The organism is Actinoplanes campanulatus (genome assembly GCF_014647795.1).
In the GTDB taxonomy this organism is placed as follows: domain Bacteria; phylum Actinomycetota; class Actinomycetes; order Mycobacteriales; family Micromonosporaceae; genus Actinoplanes; species Actinoplanes campanulatus.
The window spans coordinates 337351-353889 of the sequence record NZ_BMPW01000008.1 but is presented as its reverse complement, the minus strand read 5'-3'; the positions used below and the strand labels follow the sequence as shown (position 1 = coordinate 353889).

At 72.1% G+C, this 16539-nt stretch carries 15 protein-coding genes; 7 read left to right on the top strand and 8 right to left on the bottom strand.

Annotated elements, in window-relative coordinates; translation table 11 throughout:
- Window positions 1–894: 894 nt before the first annotated feature.
- Both IEZ13_RS18115 and IEZ13_RS18110 read right to left on the bottom strand, forming a co-directional pair.
- Window positions 895–2034 carry a hypothetical protein gene (locus IEZ13_RS18115; RefSeq protein ID WP_183218847.1) on the bottom strand — a complete coding sequence of 380 codons (1140 nt, stop codon included), beginning with the start codon at window positions 2032–2034 and terminating at the stop codon, window positions 895–897.
- A gap of 109 nt (window positions 2035–2143) precedes the next feature.
- Complete coding sequence (locus IEZ13_RS18110; protein WP_183218846.1) at window positions 2144–3925, bottom strand: siderophore-interacting protein; 1782 nt, start codon at window positions 3923–3925, stop codon at window positions 2144–2146.
- 43 nt (window positions 3926–3968) lie between these two features.
- Here IEZ13_RS18110 and IEZ13_RS18105 point away from each other — a divergent pair, with 43 nt between their 5' ends.
- Window positions 3969–5132, top strand: a complete 1164-nt coding sequence (locus IEZ13_RS18105; RefSeq protein WP_229794769.1) for a hypothetical protein — start codon at window positions 3969–3971, stop codon at window positions 5130–5132.
- Here the strand turns inward: IEZ13_RS18105 and IEZ13_RS18100 are convergent.
- Window positions 5125–5973, bottom strand: a complete 849-nt coding sequence (locus tag IEZ13_RS18100) for an amidohydrolase family protein (protein ID WP_183218845.1) — start codon at window positions 5971–5973, stop codon at window positions 5125–5127. The genes IEZ13_RS18105 and IEZ13_RS18100 overlap by 8 nt on opposite strands.
- 49 nt (window positions 5974–6022) lie before the next feature.
- Here IEZ13_RS18100 and IEZ13_RS18095 point away from each other — a divergent pair, with 49 nt between their 5' ends.
- Entirely contained in the window at window positions 6023–6982 is a 960-nt protein-coding gene (locus IEZ13_RS18095; protein WP_183218844.1) for an ABC transporter substrate-binding protein, read from the top strand.
- A gap of 15 nt (window positions 6983–6997) precedes the next feature.
- On the opposite strand, the gene IEZ13_RS18090 is transcribed toward IEZ13_RS18095, so the two are convergent.
- Entirely contained in the window at window positions 6998–7600 is a 603-nt protein-coding gene (locus IEZ13_RS18090) for a M23 family metallopeptidase (protein ID WP_183218843.1), read from the bottom strand.
- Between the two features lie 148 nt (window positions 7601–7748).
- On the opposite strand from IEZ13_RS18090, the gene IEZ13_RS18085 reads away from it, so the two are divergent.
- From IEZ13_RS18085 to IEZ13_RS18065, 5 genes are all read left to right on the top strand, one after another.
- A complete protein-coding gene (locus tag IEZ13_RS18085; RefSeq protein ID WP_183218842.1) occupies window positions 7749–8753 on the top strand; it encodes an ABC transporter ATP-binding protein in 1005 nt (334 codons plus the stop codon).
- 8 nt (window positions 8754–8761) lie between these two features.
- Window positions 8762–9388, top strand: coding sequence for an ABC transporter permease (locus tag IEZ13_RS18080; protein WP_229794768.1), 627 nt, complete (start codon window positions 8762–8764; stop codon window positions 9386–9388).
- Window positions 9385–10044 (top strand): ABC transporter permease, encoded by a 660-nt coding sequence (locus tag IEZ13_RS18075; RefSeq protein WP_183218840.1) that lies wholly within the window; start codon window positions 9385–9387, stop codon window positions 10042–10044. The genes IEZ13_RS18080 and IEZ13_RS18075 overlap by 4 nt, the downstream gene beginning before the upstream one ends.
- Window positions 10045–10950, top strand: a complete 906-nt coding sequence (locus IEZ13_RS18070; RefSeq protein WP_183218839.1) for an ABC transporter substrate-binding protein — start codon at window positions 10045–10047, stop codon at window positions 10948–10950.
- A gap of 174 nt (window positions 10951–11124) precedes the next feature.
- Window positions 11125–12873, top strand: coding sequence for a carbohydrate-binding module family 20 domain-containing protein (locus tag IEZ13_RS18065; protein ID WP_229794767.1), 1749 nt, complete (start codon window positions 11125–11127; stop codon window positions 12871–12873).
- 33 nt (window positions 12874–12906) lie between these two features.
- Here the strand turns inward: IEZ13_RS18065 and IEZ13_RS18060 are convergent, their stop codons facing one another.
- The 4 genes from IEZ13_RS18060 to IEZ13_RS18045 form a co-directional block, all read right to left on the bottom strand.
- Window positions 12907–13515 carry a suppressor of fused domain protein gene (locus IEZ13_RS18060; RefSeq protein WP_203833687.1) on the bottom strand — a complete coding sequence of 203 codons (609 nt, stop codon included), beginning with the start codon at window positions 13513–13515 and terminating at the stop codon, window positions 12907–12909.
- 145 nt (window positions 13516–13660) lie between these two features.
- Window positions 13661–14269 carry a class F sortase gene (locus IEZ13_RS18055; protein WP_183218838.1) on the bottom strand — a complete coding sequence of 203 codons (609 nt, stop codon included), beginning with the start codon at window positions 14267–14269 and terminating at the stop codon, window positions 13661–13663.
- Complete coding sequence (locus IEZ13_RS18050; protein ID WP_183218837.1) at window positions 14266–15060, bottom strand: hypothetical protein; 795 nt, start codon at window positions 15058–15060, stop codon at window positions 14266–14268. Before IEZ13_RS18050 ends, IEZ13_RS18055 begins: the two co-directional genes overlap by 4 nt.
- Window positions 15057–16478 carry a serine/threonine-protein kinase gene (locus IEZ13_RS18045; RefSeq protein ID WP_183218836.1) on the bottom strand — a complete coding sequence of 474 codons (1422 nt, stop codon included), beginning with the start codon at window positions 16476–16478 and terminating at the stop codon, window positions 15057–15059. Before IEZ13_RS18045 ends, IEZ13_RS18050 begins: the two co-directional genes overlap by 4 nt.
- Window positions 16479–16539 lie beyond the last annotated feature (61 nt).

The following is a 16539-nucleotide window of genomic DNA, read 5'->3' as shown; positions in this document are numbered from 1 at the left end:
GTCTCCCTTCCGTCTCTTTTCCGGTACGCGTGTCCTCGCCCCGCCTCATCAGGGCCGTTCCGTCCGGTCGGCGCGATCTTGCTGCCCGCTCCGGCCTGTGCCGCGCCCGCCGGGCTCAGATCGGTGGCCGGGCAGGCCGGGCGGACCCGCGGCTTCCTCGATTGCCGCCGCTCGCGGCTCACCTTTCGGTCACGCCGGGCGGGTGGTCGCGGTGGTGGTCGCCAGGCACCCGGGTTGCCTCCTGTCGGCCGTCACAGCGATAAGCGGGGTGGGCGCACACACTAGCGATGTCGTGGTCGCATACCTGGGCTACGGCGGTGGTGGCCGCGCACGTGGCGACTTGCGTGTGCGGCCACCGCGTCTTCGGCAGCCCGACCGTGTGCACCCGCCCCCGGTTGGGAGGGTGGCCGTGTGCGGCCGCCGGGCCTGGCGGGACCGCGGGTGACGACTGCCGTGCCCGGCGCAACGGCCGGGAGCGGGCAACCCGGGTGCTTGGTGAGCGACACCGCGACCATCCGCCCCGGGTGACCGGCGTTACGGCCGGGAGTGGGCAATCGGGTGCCTGGCCGGCGACCGACCGCCCAGCGTGACCCGGTCCGCCGAGCGCGGGAGCCGCCCCGGCCGTGACCGGCGACAGTCAAGGCGGGCCGGGCCGGCCCCGGGCACCGATCTACGCCCGGCGGGCGCGGCACAGGCCGGAGCGGGCAGCGAGATCGCGCCGACCGGACGGGACGGCCCTGAAATGGCGGGACGAGGACACGCGTACAAGAAAGGATCTTGAAGCGAAGACGAGGACCTCGACCACGAATGATCTCTACCCGAACCGATCGGAGCAGACCCGCGAGGCGCTGCCCGGTCCGGGCCGTGCCGCGCCCGCCGGGCGTGAGTGGTGGGTCAATCCTCGAAGACCTCCATGAACCCGATCCCGGCCTCGGCGTCGACGTCGAGGCCGGGCCGGTCGTCCAGGTCCCCGGAGCGGATCCTGTCTCCGGCGCCGACGCCGCCCGAACTGTGCCCGTACAGGGTGATGTCGCCGGCGCCAGCGCCGACCGCCACCCGCACCGGCACCCGCTGTGCCGTCCGGATCCGCCAGGTGTGCACGCCACCCGCCATCCGCACCGGCAGCGTCGAGGACAGCCGCCCCACCTCGATGTCGATGGTCTGTGCCCCGCCCCGCAGGTCGATCCGCCCGACCGTGCCGGTGCCCATGTCGAACGACGCCGTGTGCACACCCGCGCCCATCCGCAGGTCCCACACGATCCGGTCACTGAGCCGTACGTCCACCCGCCCCGACCCGCCGGACCCGTCCGATGTGGCCTCCACCCGCAGCACCCCGTCGTCGAACGACGTGTCGAGGTCGAGCCCGGAGTCCGACGGCGTCGTCACCCGGAAGTTCTGGCCGTCATCCAGCGACACGGTTCGCACGGACAGTTCGGTGACCCCGCTGGCCAGCTCGAACCGTGCCTCCCGCACCCGTTCGGGCGGCTTCGGCGCGACCGGCGCCGTGGTGGCGGGCTTCGTCGGTGTGGGTGACGGCGTGGCCGGGGCGCTGGTGGCGGCGCTCGGGGCGGCTGGTTGCAACGGGGCGACGCTGACCGGATCGGTGGGAGCCTCCGCGGCCGGCAGGGTCTGCTGCCGGCCGCTGTCGGTCAGCGGCCGGGTCAGCAGCACGGTGCCGCCGGCGAACACGAGCGCCAGCAGGCCGGCCAGGATCACCGGCCGGCGCCCGGCCCACCGCCGTCCGTGGTCGCCGGTGGTGGGCGGTCCGCCGGGGAGTCGTGGCGGCCGCGGTGTGCCGGCCGGTCGCGGATGGCCGGCCCGGCCGGCCCGGAGGTCGATGCGGCGTATCGCGTCCGGCCAGTAGTCCGAGATGTCGGGCAGGCGGACGCGGCTCAGGTCCGGTTCGGCCGGCTCGTCGGCGACGGGTTCGGCGTGACCGGCCACGTATCCGGCGATCCGCAACGTCGATGGACGGCCCCGCCCGTCGACAGCCTTGTCACCAGAGCCTCTCCGCTCCACAACGCGTCTCCCCACGCCTGTCAGGGTCTGCCCGGACGGTCACGCGGGGCTACGGCGTGGTCGACGGACAGACCCTGGATGATTCTCTGTGGAGGTTACGGCTACCGACCGTGCCCGGTTCAATTCATGCGGGTGTGAGATGCCACATTCGGTGTGACCAGCCGATGTCGGTGGACATGACGGTCCGCAGACCGGCCGTTTCGAGGAGCGCGGTGACCTGCTCGGCGGTCCGCCGCCCGGTGCCGAACGCCGCCCGCAGGCGCAGGTCGTTCTCGATCTCCTCGACGTCGGTGTCGCCGTCCGGGCGGACGTCCTCGACCACCACGACGTCGGTCCCGGCCGGCAGCGCGCGGGCGAACTCGGCGAGCAGGTGGGCCGCGTCGGCGTCGGTCAGCCAGTCCAGGAAGTGCACCAGCAGGTGGGTGGCGCCGTCGCGGACCACGACGGCCCCGGACGTGGGCACGAGCTCGACGTGTCCGGTGTGCTCCTTGTCGAGGACCCGGTCGCGGACCATGGTGAGCGCCGACGGCAGCGCGGACAGGCTCAGCTCGACACCGGGGTGGGCGCGGGCGATCGCGTTGACGGCGGCACCGGCCCCGTGCCCGGTTGCGGCGACCGCGCCCGTCCCGGCCCAGTCGTACGCCGACATGATCAGCGGCGCGATCCACAGTGCCAGGTCCTCGACCACGCCGCGGGCCTGCCCGCCCAGTCGCTCGTCGGTCTCGAAGAGGGCGCGCAGCGACTCCGGCGCCCCGGCGGCGGCGAGCTTGAGCACACTCAGGTCGAGGATCGCCTCGGCGTTCTCCAGGTGGTAGTCGTCGGCGTCCTCGGCGAGCTCCTCGCCCAGCGCGGTGAGCACGTGCCGGCCGTCCGCGTCCACGGCGACCACGTCGAGGGCGGCCAGGTAGCGCAGCAGCGACTCGACGGTGCCGGGGTCGGCGCCGACCCGCGCGGCGATCGCGGCCGCCGTGCCGTCCCCGGCGTCGACGGCGTCGATCACCCCGAGTGTGACGGCCACCCGGATGGCGAGGCCGGGCACGATCTCGGCGAGTTCGTGCAGCCGATCGTGGGCGTCGTCCTCCGGCTGCTCCTCGATCGTCTCGTCGAGCGGCGCCTCGGTGGAGGAGCGCTTCCAGTAGCCGGTGATCTCCACCTGCGAGGCCGGCAGCTCCCGCTCCACCCGCAGGTAGCGGCGCAGCGGTCGGATGGCGCCCGCCTCACCGGCCACCCAGGCGAAGACGACGCCGTCCGGCCACGGCAGGGCCCGGACCGCCTCGTCCAGGGTGGGGGAGCCGCCGGACAGCCAGGTGATCTCGGCGTCGGCGGCGGTCGGCAGCTCCTGGCGGCGGCTGTCGTCGGCGATCTCGATGAAGACGTGCGCGCGGGTGCCGGCCGGCATCTCGTGCAGCCAGCGGCGCAGCGCGGGAAGGGCGGTCTCGTCGCCGGCGGCCACGATGACGTCGGCGCCGGCCGGGTGGCTCAGCGACATCTTCGGGCCGGCCATCCACACCGTGTCGCCGGGCTTCGCGTGCTCGGCCCAGGTCGCGGCCGGGCCGCTGCCGTGCCGTACGAAATCGAAGTCGACCCCGTCCGCGGTGATCCCGTGCGGGGTGTAGTCCTTGGCGATGGGCCGCTCGCCGGCCGGCCAGTCCAGGCTGGCGATCTCCTGCCGGGGCAGCACCGGCCGGTCGGCGCCGGGCGCCGCGAAGAAGAACTTGACGTGGTCGTCGAAGCCCTCCGACGTCCATGCGGGAAGGTCCAGCCCGTGGGCGTGGAACGCGCCGAGTTGCGGGCCCCCGACGGTGATCCGGCGGGTTCCGGCGTTCACGTCGACCACCCGGAGGACGGTCAGCTCGCGCAGGACGATCGGGAACGTGACTCTGGTACGCATACTTCGGCTGGACACGGGTAGGAGACTACGTGGCGGGCGGAAGCCGTAGCATCTGGCGATGCGTTGGGGACGGATCATCCTTGCCGTGTGCGCCGTAGGTTCGCTGGCCGCCTGCCACAGCTCCGGCCCGCCACCGGTGGCGGCCGCGCCGTCTGCTCCGGCGGCGGCGTCGTCGTCCGCATCGGTTCCGGCCGCCGCGTCCGCATCGGCACCGGCGCCCCCGAAGCCGAGTGTCAGCCCGAAGACGCTGCCGAAACCCGGCAACCCCGGTGGGAAGGCGACGATCCCGGCCACCGCGCGGGCCGTCGACACCAGCCGGCCGGACCGGACGATCGGCGACGGCACCCCGGCGAGCTGCACCTCGGCCGCCGTGGTGAAGGCCGTCGCGGCCGGCGGCCTGATCACCTTCGACTGCGGCCCGCAGCCGGTCACGATCACCATGACCGGCACCGCGAAGGTGCGTAACGCCAAGGCCCGGGTGGTGCTCGACGGCGGCGGCCGGGTCACCCTGAGCGGCGGTGGCAAACGCCGCATCCTCTACATGAACGTCTGCGACACGAGTCTCGGGCAGAGCCCGGCGAGCGGCCACTGCCACCTCAAGGCCACCCCGAAGCTGACCGTGCAGAACATCGTCCTCAAGAACGGCAACAGCACCGATCCGACCGACGAGACCGGCGGTGGGGGAGCGATCTTCGCCAACGGCGGCCAGCTCAAGGTGATCAACTCGCGGTTCACCGGCAACCGCTGCCACGGCACCGGCCCGGACCTCGGTGGCGCGGCGATCCGGGTGCGCCTGTCCGGGCAGACGGCGTACGTGGTGGGCAGCACCTTCACCGGCGGGGTCTGCTCCAACGGTGGCGCGCTGAGCAGCATCCAGGTCTCGTGGACGATCCTGAACAGCCACTTCTCCGGCAACTCGGCGATCGGCAACGGCGCGAACCCGGCCCGCGACGGCACCCCGGGCGGCGGCAGCGGCGGCGCGATCTACAACGACGGCAACACGTACCGATTGACGATCGACGGCACGGTGATCGAGAACAACAGGGCGAAGGAGGGTGGCGGCGCGATCTTCTACGTGAGCAACGACCGTACCGGCACCCTGTCGATCCGCAACTCGCGGCTGCGGCGCAACGTCAGCTCCGGGTTCGAGAGCGACGGGCTGCCCGGCATCTTCTACCTGGGGTCGCCGCAGCCGTCGCTGACCGGGTCGAAGCTCAGCTGACCAGCCGGTAGACGCGGGCCGCGGTGCCGCCGAGGATCTCGGCCCGCTGCGCTCCGGTCATCGGCGGCAGCGCCTCGCGCAGCGCGTCCAGCACGTCGCGGTAACCGGCCCGCAGCAGGCACACCGGCCAGTCCGAGCCGAACATCAGGCGATCCGGCCCGAACAGGTCGACGGCCGCCGCCACGAACGGGCTCAGCGCCGCCGCCGTCCACCCCGGGCCGGCCTCGGTGACCAGGCCGGACAATTTGGCGGTCACGTTCGGGCAGCCGGCCAGCTCGGTGATCGGGCCCAGCCAGGCCCGCAGACCGGTGTCGCCCTCATCGATCCGGGGCTTGCCGAGATGATCCAGGACGAAAATCAGCTCGGGTACGGCGTACGCCGCTCTCGCCGCGGCCGGAAGCTGCTCGGCGCGGATGATGAGGTCGAAGCTCAGCCCCGCGGCCGCGACAGCGGCCAGACCGTGCCGCACCTCCGGCCGGTCCAGATAGTCCGGGTCGGCCTCGCCCTGCACCTGCGCGCGCACCCCGGCGAGCAGCTCCCCGCCGGGCAGCCGCCGGTATGCGGCCAGGGTCGCCGCGACGTCCGGGGCGCCGATGTCGATCCAGGCCACCACGCGCGCGATCACCGGTGTGGTGGCCGCGTAGCCGAGGAACTCGGCCACCTCGTCGCGGTGGCAGCGGCCGCCCTCGACCAGCACGGTGGCGCCGACCCCGGCCGCGGTCGTCTCGGCGGTCAGGTCGGCCGGCAGGTAGGGGCGGCGCAGCCGGTCCAGTCCGGGTTCGTCCAGCCATCGGTAACCGCGTTCGGGCTGCCACAGGTGGTGATGCGCGTCGATGATCATCGGACTCCAATGAATTGACGTCAGCAAATGAATACCCTACGTTGCGGGAATGCGACGACCCCGTCTCCTCGCGCTGTTCACCGCCACGGTCCTGCTCACCGCGGCCTGCGGTGACCCGGAGAACGAGAAGGCCCCCGCCGAGGCCGGTCCGGACAAGGTCAACGTCGGGGTGATCGCGATCCTCGACGTCGCCCCCATCTACCTGGGTAAGGACAAGGGCTTCTTCGCGGACCGGGGCATCGAGCTCAGCCTGACCACCGCGCAGGGCGGCGCCGCGATCGTGCCGGCCGTCCTCAGCGGCGAGTACCAGTTCGGGTTCAGCAACACCATCTCGCTGCTGCTCGGCGCGGACCGGAAGCTGCCGGTCAAGGCGGTGGTCAACGGGGTCAACTCGACCGGCGTGGACGGTCAGGACTTCGCCGGGCTGTTCGTGAAGGCGGACAGCCCGATCAGGTCGCCCAAGGATCTCGCCGGCCGCACGGTCGCCGCCAACACCCTGAAGAACATCGTCGACACGACCGTACGATCGTCGGTCGCCAAGGACGGCGGCGACGCCTCGCGGGTCAAGTTCACCGAGCTGGCCTTCCCCGACCAGGTGCCGGCGCTCCAGGAGGGCCGGGTCGACGCGATCTTCGTGGTCGAGCCGTTCCAGCAGTCGGCCGTCGCGGCCGGCGCCCGGAAGATCGCCTCCAGCTACGTGGACGCCGCCCCCGATCTCACCGTCGCCATGTACTTCACCTCGCAGCAGCTGATCGCGAACGACCCGGACCTGGTCTCCCGGTTCACCGCCGCGATGAAGCAGTCGCTGGAGTACGCCGACGCCCATCCCGACGAGGTCCGGGACGTCCTCGGCAGCTACACGAAGATCGCGCCCGAGGTCCGGGCGAAGCTGGTCCTGCCGAAGTGGCCCGCCGAGGTCAACCGCGCCTCGGTGGAGACCCTCGCCGACCGGGCCGTCAGCGACGGCACCCTGCCGAAGAAGCCGGACCTGGCCGCCCTGCTCCCGTGACGTGTCCCGGCCGGGTCACCCGCAGTTGCGGCTGGTCCGCTCCACCGAGTACTCCCGGTCGTCGCTGGTGATGCCGGCCGGGGCGCCGTCGAAGTGGCTCTCCACCTTCGCCCCGGCCCGCAGCTGCTCGTAGTGCAGGTGCGGCGCCCCGGACTTGCCGGTGCTGCCGACCGACCCGATCCGCTGGCCGATCGTCACCCGGTCGCCGGGTTCGACCGTGGGCGGTTCGAGCAGGTGCAGGTAGACCGTCTCCCAGCGGCCGCCGTGGTCGATCTTCACCCAGTAGCCGGCGCCGGTGCCGTGCGGTCCCTTCGGGTTGTCCGGCGTCCGCGAACCGAGGGTGCCGTTGAGCCCCGCCTCGGTGACCGTGCCGCCGAAGGACGCCAGCACCGGCCGCCCCCACGCCTGCCCGCTGGTGGGGAAGAAGTCGATGTCGAAGTCGTCGTGCCCCGGGTAGGTGCCGAGCACCCACGTCTCCTCGCAGGTCACCGGCAGCTGGAACGCGGGCCGGGGCCCGGGTGGCCGCAGCCTCGGCAGCACGATGACGCCGGTCGCCACGATCACCGCGGCCAGGCCGATGCCGAGCATCCAGGCGGTACGGTTCGGTCGGCCGGTCATCGCCTGATCTTTACAGACCACCTCCACTGTGATCTCCGCCGCACAGCGAGCGCGGCGAAGGTCTGGAAAGGTCGGGGGTGACCGTTGACACCCTATTCACTACCAACGGAGTATGAATAGGGTCGCTTGAAGATCAACCAGGAGTGCCATGATCACATTCGAGGACGTCGTGAAGGTCTACCCCGGCGGCAGCACCGCCGTGGACCACCTCAGCCTCGAGCTGCCCACCGGTAGGCTGACCGCGCTGGTCGGCCCGTCGGGGTGCGGCAAGACCACGTCTCTCCGGATGATCAACCGCATGGTCACCCCCACCTCCGGCCGGATCCTGATCGACGGCGAGGACGTCGCGGAGCGTGACGAGGCGGCGCTGCGGCGCGGCATCGGCTACGTCATCCAGCACGCCGGCCTCTTCCCGCACCGCACCGTGCTGGACAACGTCGCCACCGTCCCGGTGCTGCTCGGCAAGACCCGCCGGGAGGCCCGCGCCGCCGCCCTGGAACTGCTCGAACGGGTCGGCCTCAGCGCCGACTTCGCCAAGCGCTACCCGGCGCAGCTCTCCGGCGGCCAGCAGCAACGCGTCGGGGTGGCCCGCGCGCTCGCCGCCGACCCGCCGATCATGCTGATGGACGAGCCGTTCAGTGCCGTCGACCCGGTGGTCCGCGAGCAGCTGCACCGCGAGTTCCTCCGCCTCCAGGAGGATCTGGGCAAGACCATCGCCCTGGTCACCCACGACATCGACGAGGCGATCAAGCTCGGTGACCGGGTCGCCGTGTTCCGCACAAGCGGCCGTCTCGCCCAGGTCGGCACGCCCCGGGAGCTGCTGGCGGCGCCGGCCGACGACTTCGTGGCCGAGTTCGTCGGGCGGGACCGCGGACTGCGCGGCCTCTCCTTCGACAGCGCGGCCGGGCTGCCGGTCCGGCCGGTCGACGGCCTGCTCCTGGACGACGCGGGCCGCCCGGTCGGCTGGCCCGGCGACGACGGCCCGCGCGACACCGGCGGCACCTTCACCAAGGACGACTCGCTGCGCGTCGTCGCCGACCTGGCGATCCGCTCGCCGGTCGGCATCGCGGTCCGCGTCGGCCCGGACGGCGCCGCCGACGGCCTGGTCAGCCACCACGACCTCGCCGACTACCTGGCCGGCCGGCGCTCATGATCGAATACTTGCGGAACAACGCCGACACCGTCTGGCTCGCCCTCCAGGAGCACGTCTGGCTGGCCCTGCTGCCGGTGCTGTTCGGGTTCGTCATCGCCCTGCCGGTCGGCTATCTGGGCGTGCGCTTCCCCGTCCTCTACCACCCGCTGGTCAACACCTGCGGCGTGCTCTACTCGATCCCGTCACTGGCGCTGTTCGTCTTCCTGCCGGTCGTCCTCGGCACCAAGGTGCTGTCCCCGGTCAACATCGTCGTGGCGCTCACCATCTACACGGTCGCGCTGCTCGCCCGGACCGTGGCGGACGGCCTGCGCTCGGTCGACCCGGTCGTCGTGCAGGCGGCCACCGCGATGGGCTACCGCCGGGTGCGGCGCCTCACCGGGGTCGAGCTGCCGATGGCGCTGCCGGTCATCCTGGCCGGGCTGCGGGTCGCCACGGTGTCGAACATCAGCCTGGTCAGCGTCGGCGCCCTGATCGGCATCGGCGGGCTCGGCCAGCTGTTCACCCGCGGCTTCCAGCTGTTCTACATCGAGCCGATCCTGGTCGGCATCGTCCTGTCGGTGCTGCTCGCCGGGCTCGCCGACCTGATCATCGTGCTCGTGCAGCGGGCCGTCACCCCGTGGACGCGTGCCGTGTGAACCTCTCCTACCTGCTCGACCCGGCGCACTGGGAACTCGGCGCTCCGTACAGCATCCCGACGCTGATCTTGGCCCACCTCGGCTACACGGTGCTCGCCCTGCTGATCGGCACGGTCGTGGCGCTTCCGGTCGGCCTCTACATCGGCCACACCGGCCGCGGCTCGTTCCTGGCCATCAACGCCGGCAACGCGGGCCGCTCGCTGCCCACCCTCGGCCTGCTGATGCTGCTGGTCACACTGCTCGGGCTCGGCCTGCTGCCGGTGCTGATCGCGCTCACCGTGCTGGTCATCCCACCGATCCTGACCTCCACGTACGCCGGGATGCGCAGCCTCGACCACCGGGTCGTCGACGCGGCCCGCGGCATGGGCATGCGGTCCTGGCAGGTGCTCACCCGGGTCGAGCTGCCGATGGCGCTGCCGGTGCTGATGGGCGGCTTCCGCAGCGCCGCGCTCCAGGTCGTCGCCACCGCCACGGTGGCCGCCGCGGTGGGCCTGAGCGGGCTGGGCCGGCTGCTGATCGACGGCCTGGCCGTCAACGACTACTCCCGAGTGCTGGCCGGCGCCATCGTCGTCGCCGTCCTCGCCGTACTCGTGGATCTCTTCCTGGCGCTGGTTCAGCGCTGGATCGTCTCACCCGGATTGAAAGGCATCGAATAGATGAAGCGCATTGCCGCTGCTCTTGCCCTGACGCTCAGCCTCACCGCCTGCGGCGCCAACAGTGATCCACTCGCCGAGGAGACCAAGGCCGGCTCCTCGGCGGTCACCGTCGGCTCGGCCAACTTCGCCGAGTCCGAGCTGCTCGGCGAGATCTACTCGCAGGCCCTGGAGGTCAAGGGCGTCACGGTCACCCGCAAGTTCAACATCGGCGCCCGGGAGGCCTACCTCAAGGCGCTCCAGGACGGTTCGATCTCTCTGCTGCCGGAGTACAACGGCGCCCTGCTCGCCGCCCTCACCCCGGGCGGCGCCCCGGAGGGAGTCAGCAGCTCGGAGGACGTGCTGGCGGCCCTCAAGAAGGTGCTGCCGGCCGGCACCGAGGTGCTGGAGCAGTCGGCCGCCCAGGACAAGGACACCCTGACGGTCACCGCGGAGACCGCCACCAAGAACAACCTCAAGACGATCGAGGACCTCAAGGCCGTCGCCGGCCAGCTCGTGGTCGGCGCCGGCCCGGAGTTCGCCGAGCGGCACCAGGGCCTCAAGGGCCTCGAGACGGTGTACGGCCTGAAGTTCAAGGAGTTCAAGCCGCTCGACGCAGGCGGCCCGCTGACCGTCACCGCGCTCAAGGACGGCGACATCGACGTGGCGAACATCTTCTCCACCGACTCGTCGATCGTCACCAACAAGTTCGTCGTGCTGGACGACCCGAAGAACCTCTACCTGGCGCAGAACGTCCTCCCGCTGATCCGCACCGAGGCGAACAACGCGACCGTCAGCGGCGCGCTCAACGCGGTGTCGGCGAAGCTGACCACCGAGAACCTCACCTCGTACCTGGCCCAGGTGCAGGTGGACAAGAAGGACACCAAGGCGGTGGCCAAGGCGTTCCTGACCGAGAACGGTCTCGCCTGACACACTCCGTGAAGAACGCCGCCCGGTGACGGGCGGCGTTCTTCTGTTTCCGGGAGATGTCTTGACGGGCGAACTCGCCGGTATCTATGTTGGCCGAAAAGATTTGCAGAAAGTTTCAAGCCTGTTGCAGTAAGCGCTTGCAGACCCGTCCCCGATCATCCCCAGGAGCTCGATGTGGACACTCCCCGCAGGCGGCGACGCCTGACCCGCATCCTCGCCGCCGCCACCCTCGTCCTCGGGGCCGGCGGCTTCGGCGTCGCCCAGATCGCCACCGGCGGCGACGCCTTCGCCGCCCCGCCCGGGCAGAAGGACGTCACCGCGGTCATGTTCGAGTGGTCCTTCGCCTCGATCGCCCGCGAGTGCACCAGCACCCTGGGTCCGCTCGGCTACGGATACGTGCAGGTCTCCCCGCCGATGGAGCACATCCAGGGCAGCCAGTGGTGGACGTCCTACCAGCCGGTGTCCTACCGGATCGCCGGACGGCTCGGTGACCGTGCCGCCTTCGCGAACATGGTGAACACCTGCCACGCGGCGGGCGTGAAGGTCATCGCCGACACCGTCATCAACCACATGGCTGCGGCCTCCGGCACCGGCACCGGCGGAAGCTCGTACACCAAGTACAACTACCCCGGGATCTACTCGGACGCCGACTTCCACTCCTGCCGCACCGCGATCAGCGACTACACCAACCGCGGCAACGTCCAGGATTGTGAACTGGTCAACCTCTCCGACCTGAACACCGGCAGCGACTACGTCCGCGGCAGGATCGCCGGCTACATGAACGACCTGGCCTCGCTCGGCGTCGACGGCTTCCGGATCGACGCGGCCAAGCACATGTCCGCGGCTGATCTGGCCGCCATCAGGTCGAAGCTCAGCAACACCGGCGCGTACTGGAAGCAGGAGGTCATCTTCGGCTCCGGCGAGGCCGTCCAGCCGACCGAGTACACCGGCAACGGCGACGTGCAGGAGTTCCGGTTCGCCCGCGACCTCAAGCGGGTGTTCCTCAACGAGAACCTCGCCTACCTGTCCAACTTCGGCACGGCGTGGGGCTACCTGCCCAGCGACCAGGCGTCGGTGTTCGTCGACAACCACGACACCGAGCGCGTCGGCGACACCCTCAGCTACAAGAACGGGTCGGCGTACACGCTCGCTCAGGTCTTCACGCTGGCCTGGCCGTACGGCGCCCCCGACATCAACTCCGGCTACGAGTTCAGCAACCACGACGCCGGCCCGCCGAACAACGGCGCCGTCAACGCCTGCTACAGCGACGGCTGGAAGTGCCAGCACGCCTGGCGCCAGATCGGCAACATGGTCGGCTTCCGCAACGCGGTCCGCGGCACGGCGGTCACCAACTGGTGGTCCAACGGCGCCGACCAGATCGCTTTCGGGCGCGGCAACAAGGGCTACGTGGCGATCAACCACGAGGGCAGCAGCCTGACCCGCACCTTCCAGACCTCGCTGCCGGCCGGCACCTACTGCGACGTCCAGCACGGCAACCCGACCGGCAACGGCGGCTGCACCGGCACCACGTACACGGTCAGCTCCGCCGGCCAGTTCACCGCCACGATCGCCGCCGGTGACGCGGTCGCCCTCTATGTCGGCGCCAGCGGGGTCACCCCGACCAGCACCACCGCCTCCGGCGCGACCTTCGGTGTCACCGCCACCACCACCGTCGGCCAGAACATCTTCGTGGTCGGCAACCAGGCCGCCCTCGGCAACTGGGCGCCGGCCGGCGCGGTGGCCCTGTCGGCCGCCACCTACCCGATCTGGCGCGGCACGGTCTCGCTGCCGGCCGGCACCAGCTTCGAGTACAAGTACCTCCGCAAGAACGCCGACGGCACCGTCACCTGGGAGTCCGGCGCCAACCGCACCGCGACCGTCCCGGCCGGCGGTCAGGTCACGCTGAGCGACACCTGGCGCTGACGCCACTCACCCACAGCGACCCGGTCACCCTGCTCAGCACCCAGGGTGACCGGGTTTCTCCGGTACGGACGTGCAGGCGCGCAGCGGATCGGTGGGCACGACCCCCGCCGCCTCGAAACGGTCCTCCAGCGCCTCCAGCCCGTCCCGCAGCGCCAGCTCCTTCTCGGCCCGGGTGATCGGAAGCAGCCACAGCACCCGCGCGTGCCCGCCCGGAACGGCGCACTCCTCCAACTGCGGCCCCCACGGATAGGGCAGGCTGACCAGCAGGTGATCACACGCCGACCCGGGCAGCCAGCCCCGCCCGATCCCCACCGTGTGCCCGTGGCCGAGCCGGTAGTCGCCACCGCTGGCCTGGTAGTAGGCGACCATGGTCAGCAGTTCGACATGCGGTTCGTCATCGGCTTCCGGAGCGTGCAGCAGGAACTCGAGCGCGTGCCCGTCCCGCTGGGTGGCGTCCCACAGCCCCACCGTGGCGTAGATCCGCCCACCCTGCGACGGCGTCCAGCTCAGGATGCGCAGCCCCGGCACCAGCTCGCGAACCGGCCCCGGCGCGGGCCCCAGCACCGCGATCGGGCTCCCCGTGAACAGCCCCGCGTAGTGCTCCCTGACCGACCGTGCCGCCGGTGAAAGATCATGATCCACCCAGCCAGTGTGCCAGCACTCCCGGGACCCGGATCGGATCTTGCCCGGCTGGCCGTGGGTGCTGTCCCGGGGCGCTCGAGACAGCACCCACGGCCAGCCGCTGTCCGGACATTCGCGGCGATCGGCTGGGGAGTTCGTTCACGACTCACCCCAGGACCTGTCGCAGGCGGGCGTAGGCGACCACGTTGTCGACGTAGTGGCCGGTGCGCCGGTCGAAGTCGCCGCCGCAGGTGATCAGCCGGAGCCCGGCGTGGTCGATCGGGCCGTACACCTCGCCGGACGGGAAACGGTTCTTGGGATAGGTGGCGACGCCGGTCACCGCGAAGACCGCCGTGCGCCCGTCCCGGCGCGTGATCCGGACCTCGTCGCCGGGTCGCAGGGTGGACAGCTCGGCGAAGGTGCCGGAGACGCCACGGTAGTCGACGTGCCCGGCCAGGACGGCGGGGCCGAGCGATCCGGGCGCCGGCGCCCCGGTGAACCAGCCGACCGTCGTCGCGTCGGTGGGCACCTCCATGGCGCCGTCCGCCCGCAGGCCGAGCCCCACGACCGGCACCGACACGTCCAGCGCCGGAATCGCCACCCGCTCCGGCGGAGACGCCGGCAACAGCTCCCCGCTGGTCAGCGTCTCCGCCCCGGCCGGGCCGGGCATACTGCCGGACGGCCTCACCGCGCCTGCCGGGTTCGAAGGCGGCGTGCCGCCCGTGCACCCGGCCAGGACCGCGGCGACCGCGCCCGCCAGCCACCGGCGTCTCATCGCCGGGAGCGGGGGAGGACGAGGGAACGACGCCGGGCGAACAGCAGCAGCGCGACCGCCGCGACCAGGGCGAAGCCGCCGGGGAGCGACCACAGCGCCGGGCCGGGGCGGGTGCTGCCGTCGCCGGTCTCGACGCCGCCCACCGGGACCGAGCCGGCCGCCGCGCCGGTCACCATGCCGCAGGTGGCCGGGTTGGTCGCCTCCTGCGGGATGCCGCTCAGACCCGCCGAGCGGGCCATCGTCGACTCGCCGAGGGCGCCCACGTCGTACGTCCCGTTGCCGTTGACGTCGATGCCGTGCTGGACCACGTGCAGGTCCTTGAGGTGCTCGACGGTGCCGGGCGGCAGATCGGCGGCCGGGATGACGCGGTCGTAGACGACCACACCGGCGGCGGACGCCCGGGGCATCCGGTCGACGGCCAGGCCGCTGGCCCGGGACACGTCGCCCCGGGTGGCGAGGGAGACGAAGATGTCGCCGTAGGACGGCATGCCCTCCTCGGTGCTCACGTACCCGTCGCCGTCGGTGTCGGCGGACTCCGGCGGACAGTGGAAGTCCATGCCTTCGGTGGACCCGTGCAGGTGCTGGGCGTGCGGCGCGGACGGCACCAGCCCGGTGGACCGGATCCGCACCCGCAGGTCCCCGCCGGGCAGCGCGGTCAGCACGGCCGTCCCGCGCGCGCCGGACCGGTTGAGCTCGGTGAGCTTGACGTGCACGCTCTCGTCGGCGAGCGCCGGCGACGGGGTCACCGCGAGAGCGACGGCCACGAACGGTACGACCCACAGCAGTCTCATGATGTCCCCTCGAAGAGCTCGACCATCCGCCTCTGCACACCTGTCGTCGCCGCCCAGTCGGGGTCGGCGACCGTCCACCGCAGCAGGTACGACCGGGAGCCGGCCGCGACCAGCACCCGCCGCTCGTGGCGGACCGTTCGAGAGTCCGGCCGCCACGTGTACTCCCAGTCCGCCCCACCGCCTTTCAGCAGCAGGACGCCCATGCTGATCCGCTGATAGCCGGGCAGGTCGCCCCGGGCCAGCGACGCCTTCTCCCGGCCCTGCCAGTAGGCGAGCGGCTGCCGGGTGACGACCGGTGACACGTTCACCCGCAACGCCCGCCGCCCGCCAGGATCGCTGAAGCACACCTCGTTGCCGTCCATCGACCGCCGCCACCCGGGCGGCACGGCCAGCGCGAACCCGGACGGATCCCGCGTCCACACCCATCCGTCCGGCAGCCCGGCCGGAACCCGGTCGCCGGCGGCCGTGACCGGTTGTGGGGCGGCGCCGCCGCAGGCGTCCTGTGCATAGGACATGAGCGCGGTGAAGGAGGACGGCGCCGGCGCCGGTGCCGGCACTGACCGGTGCGGGGCCAGCACCACCCCGGCGGCTCCGGCCAGCGGCAACAGGAGGAGGGCGACGGCGACCCGGCGGCGCCGGGACTTCGGGCGCAGCACGGCCCGCAGCCGTGTCTCCACCTCGTCGGTCGTGGGGCGGTCCGCCGGATCCTTCGCCAGCAGGGCCAGCAGCAGCCCGGCCAACCGGCCGGACCGTACCGGCCGGTGCGGCGGATCGCTCAGCAGCGCCCGCAACGCCGTCCCGCCGTCGTCCCGGGCGAACGGCGCCCGCCCCTCGACCGCCGAGTACAGGGTGGCCCCCAGCGACCACAGGTCCCCGGGAACGCCCGCCTCCCGCTCCAGCAGCCGCTCCGGCGCGATGTAGCTGGGCGAGCCGAGCCGCGGATCCGGGCCGTCCTCGCCGCCACTGTCCAGTGAGGCCAGACCGAAGTCGGTCAGCACCACCCGGCCGTCCGCGGCGAGCAGCACGTTGTCCGGTTTCACGTCCCGGTGCAGCACCCCGGCGGCGTGCGCGGCCCGCAGCGCGGCCAGCATGCCGAGGCCGATCCGGGCCGCCTCGCGGGGCGCCAGCGGGCCGTCGTCGCGGACCACCTGGTGCAGCGAGCGGGACGGCACGTACTCCATGACGATCCAGGAACGGCCGACGTCGTACACCTTGACGACGCCCGGATGGTCGAGTCGCGCCGCGGCCCGCGCCTCCCGCACGGCTTGCGCGGCGAGCCGCGGGCTGGACGGCGTCACCATCTCCTTGACCGCGACCGTACGCCGCAGCAGCGTGTCCTCGGCCCGCCACACCCGGCCCATGCCGCCCGTGCCGATCAGCTCCAGCAGCCGGTACCGGCCGTCCAGGTCCCCGTCCATCTCCCCACCCCGATTCCTCGGCTGGAAGGGGTTCGGACCGCCGGGGCCGGCGGATGGGCGG